The following is a 3,680-nucleotide window of genomic DNA, read 5'->3' as shown; positions in this document are numbered from 1 at the left end:
CAGCGTGACCCACGCCTACGCCGCGATGAAGCTGCTGACGCAGCGCGCCGGCCTGATGGTGCACGACCTGCTGCTCGGCGCCGCCCCCCATTCGCCGCGCGCTGAACGCATCGCGCAGCAGATCGCCTCGTGTGCCGATGGCTTCCTGGGCGCCGTGCTGCGCGACTGGATGCACGTCGACCCGGCGTCCGATGTCAACGATCCGCCCACGCCAGCCCTGCGCCGCTGGGCCCGTGATGTGCTGCAGCCTGCCGCCTCTGTCGAAACCGCGTACGCCACCGCCTTCCCGGCGTACCGCGATTTCCCGCAGCAGGCCCTGAACTGAATTTCCCCGGAGCTGACCCCATGTATACCGCCAAAGGCCAACTCGACGTCAACACGATGCTCAAGCAGTACAGCCCGCTGGTGCGCCGCCTCGCGCACCAGATGATCGCGAAGCTGCCTGCCAACGTCGAGATCGACGACCTGATCCAGGTCGGCATGATCGGCCTGACGGACGCGCTGAGCCGCTTCGACGCAGCCCAGGGCGTGCAGTTCGAGACCTTCGCGACGCAGCGCATCCGCGGCGCGATGCTCGACGAGCTGCGCGGCAACGACTACCTGTCGCGCGGCACGCGCAAGCAGCAGCGCACCATCGAATCGGCGGTGCACAAGCTCGAGCAGAAGCTCGGCCGCGCGCCCGCCGAGAGCGAGATCGCCCGCGAGATGGGCGTCACGCTGCCCGAATACCAGGAACTGCTTGGCAAGGTGCGCGGCACCCAGCTGGTTTACCTGGAGGACATGTCGGGCGACGATGGCGACAATGACTACCTCGACCGGCACGTCGCCGACGAAGGGGTCAACCCGCTCGCGCAGCTGCAGGACCAGCGCATGCGCCAGGCCCTGGTCGACGGCATCAAGACGCTGCCGGAGCGCGAGCAGTACGTGATGAGCATGTACTACGAGCACGACATGAACCTGAAGGAAATCGCGGCCGTGCTGAAGGTGACCGAATCGCGTGTCTGCCAGCTGCACAGCCAGTCCATCGCCCGCTTGCGCGTCAAGCTGCGCGAGTGGTGAACAGAGAAATCGAGACGACATGTTTGCAATGTTCCGCAAGGGCCGCGAGCTGCAGCCGGTCGAGCCCGTGGTGAGCGCCATGAGCGCGGCCGCCGAGCCCGACCTGCGCGCCGCGGTGCAGTCGATCGGCAAGCAGGCGTCCAGCGTCGGCCGCGACGCCGCCGAGGTGCGCGGCCTGCTCGACGACGCGAGCAAGGTGTCGGCGCGCCAGGCGCAGGCCGTGCTCGCGCTGGCCGGCCAGCTCGGTGAAGTGACACGGGCGCAGCAGGCGATCGGCGACGTGACGGCCGGCAGCCTCGAGGCCGTCGGACGAGCGCGCGACGCGGTCGAGGCGGTCGGCACCGAGGTGTCGGGCATCGTCGACACGCTGCGCGAGGTGGCCGCGGCCGCCAGCGAGATCACGCAGATCGCGCTGCAGACGCGGCTGGTGGCATTCAACGCCTCGGTCGAGGCCAAGCGCGCCGGCGAGGCCGGTCGCGGCTTCGGCGTGGTGGCCGATGCGGTGAAGGACCTGGCCTCGAAGGTCGAGGGGTCGTCGAAGGCGATCATGAGCACCGTGGGCGTGCTCGACACCCGCATCGAGGCCTTGTCGCGCGAGATCCAGGTCAAGCCGGGCGAAGTCCGGCAGGGCGGGTTCCACAAGGCGCTGGCCGATGTCGAGGCCGGTGTCGCGAGCATCACCGCCGCGGCCACGCAAAGCCGCGAGATCTGCGGCGGCGTCAACGTGCAGATGGGGGCGATGCAGTCGGAGATCCAGCAGACCACCGCCGCGCTCGACAGCGCGATGCGCCGCAGCGAGGCCTTCCTGAAGGTCTCGGAGCACCTGATCGAGCTGGTCGCCGAATGCGGCATCGAGACCGAGGACACGCCGTTCATCCAGGCCGCGATGGAAGCGGCCGCGCAGATCGGCAAGCTGCTCGAGGATTCGCTGCGCACCAAGACCATTTCGCCGGCAGCCCTGTTCGACGAGAACTACCGGCCGCTGCCGGGCACGAACCCGGCGCAGCACGCCACGCAGTTCATCGAGCTGGCCGACCGGCTGTTCCCGCAGGTGCAGGAGCGCGTGCTGACGCTGAGCCCGAAGGTGGTGTTCTGCATCGCGGTCGACCGCAACGGCTACGTGGCGACGCACAACAAGAAGTACTGCAACCCGCAGCGCGGCGACCTGGCCTGGGACACGGCCAACAGCCGCTACCGCCGCATCTTCAACGACCGCACCGGGCTCGCTTCGGCGCGCAACCAGCGCCCGTTCCTGCTGCAGACCTACCGCCGCGACATGGGCGGTGGCCAGTTCGTGCTGCTGAAGGAAGCCGCCGCACCGATCACGGTGCAGGGCCGGCACTGGGGCGGCATGCGGCTCGCGTTCAACTTCTGACGCCGGGGCCGGGGTGATCTGGCCGCTGCCCGCGCTGCTGGCCTGGGCTGCGGCCTGGGGGCTCTTCTTCGGATTGCAGCGTGCTGCCGTGCCGCTCGGCATCGCGCTGCTGCTGGCCACCGCGCTCGGCGGCGTGCTGGCGCTGCTGCCGATCGTGGCTGGTACGCGCTGGCGGCGCGTCTTCGTGGCACTCGGCTTTCCCCTCTCGCTGCTGGCCTCCGGCCTCGCCGGTGCGCTGCCTGCCTGGGCCTGGCTGCTGCCGATGGGCGCGCTGCTGGCCCTCTATCCCGTCCATGCCTGGCGCGATGCGCCGGTGTTCCCGACGCCGCGCGGTGCATTGCGCGGCCTGCCGTCGCTCATGCCGCTGCCGGACGGCGCACGCGTGCTCGACGCYGGCTGCGGGCTGGGCGACGGTCTGCGCGAGTTGCACGTGGCGTATCCGGGGGCGGTGCTCGACGGCATCGAGTGGAGCTGGCCGGTGCGGCTGCTGTGCGGGCTGCGTTGTCGGCTGCAGCGCATCCCGGCGCGCGTGACGCGTGGCGACATCTGGCAGGCCGACTGGTCGGCGTACGACGGGGTCTACCTGTTCCAGCGGCCGGAGAGCATGCCGCGCGCGGTCGCGAAGGCGCGGCAGGAGCTGCGCGCCGGCGCATGGATGGCAAGTCTGGAATTCGAGGCGCAGGAACTGCGCCCGGTGGCTCGGCACCTCTGCCCGGATGGCCGGCCGGTGTGGCTTTATAGAGCGCCGTTCAGGCCGCGCTGATCAAGCAACGCCCCAGGATCCGGCTTTGCCGGGCCGAGGGGTGGCGCCCCTTGGGGGCAGGAGCGAAGCGACTGGGGGGCTCCATTCAAGCTTGAATGGAGCCGCGGCTGCCGCGTTCGGCGGGGCCGATCGCCGAGTAGACCGCCGCCGGCCGCTCGCGCGGCATCAGCACGTCGATCGCGCGATCGAGTGCGGCGGTGGCGCGCGCCAGCGATTCGCGCTGTGCCGCCACCAGGCCGCCGGCCAGCGCCAGGCGCTCGCGCAACGGGGTCGGCACCGGGCCGCTGCGGGCGGCGCGGGAGAAGTGGTCGACCGCACGCGCCAGCGAGCGGTGCAGTTCGGTCGCGTGCAGGTCGATCGCCGCGCTGTCGCGCGTGCGCAGTGCCTCGCCCAGCGAGGCGAGTTGCGTCTCGACCGCGCCGAGGGTCGCCTCGAGTTCGGGCGAGGTTTCGTACGCGGGAATCACCGGCTGCTGCATTACGA

At 70.6% G+C, this 3,680-nt stretch carries 4 protein-coding genes and 1 pseudogene; 4 read left to right on the top strand and 1 reads right to left on the bottom strand.

Going from position 1 to position 3,680, the window contains the following annotated elements; genetic code table 11:
• The 4 genes and pseudogenes from AC1D15_RS22015 to AC1D15_RS22000 all read left to right on the top strand — a co-directional run.
• Window positions 1–325, top strand: a pseudogene (locus tag AC1D15_RS22015) (flagellar biosynthesis protein); the annotation flags it as partial.
• A 20-nt stretch (window positions 326–345) separates the two neighbouring features.
• Window positions 346–1,059 carry an RNA polymerase sigma factor FliA gene (locus tag AC1D15_RS22010; protein ID WP_047500511.1) on the top strand — a complete coding sequence of 238 codons (714 nt, stop codon included), beginning with the start codon at window positions 346–348 and terminating at the stop codon, window positions 1,057–1,059.
• A gap of 19 nt (window positions 1,060–1,078) precedes the next feature.
• Complete coding sequence (locus AC1D15_RS22005) at window positions 1,079–2,434, top strand: methyl-accepting chemotaxis protein (protein ID WP_477827643.1); 1,356 nt, start codon at window positions 1,079–1,081, stop codon at window positions 2,432–2,434.
• A gap of 13 nt (window positions 2,435–2,447) precedes the next feature.
• On the top strand, window positions 2,448–3,197 hold the full coding sequence (locus AC1D15_RS22000) for a class I SAM-dependent methyltransferase (RefSeq protein WP_477827642.1): 750 nt from the start codon (window positions 2,448–2,450) through the stop codon (window positions 3,195–3,197).
• Between the two features lie 85 nt (window positions 3,198–3,282).
• On the opposite strand, the gene AC1D15_RS21995 is transcribed toward AC1D15_RS22000, so the two are convergent.
• On the bottom strand, window positions 3,283–3,680 hold a 398-nt coding region (locus tag AC1D15_RS21995), incomplete at its 5' end, for a hypothetical protein (protein ID WP_477827641.1).

It is taken from the genome of Rhizobacter sp. P2_H2 (assembly GCF_056403375.1).
The sequence above is the reverse complement of the archived record's forward strand: the minus strand, read 5'-3'. Positions and strand labels throughout refer to the sequence as shown.

Bases quoted from the DNA above. Each gene is read 5' to 3' on its own strand.
- AC1D15_RS22005 (WP_477827643.1), top strand. From the start codon at position 1,079: ATGTTTGCAATGTTCCGCAAGGGCCGCGAGCTGCAGCCGGTCGAGCCC.
- AC1D15_RS22010 (WP_047500511.1), top strand. From the start codon at position 346: ATGTATACCGCCAAAGGCCAACTCGACGTCAACACGATGCTCAAGCAG.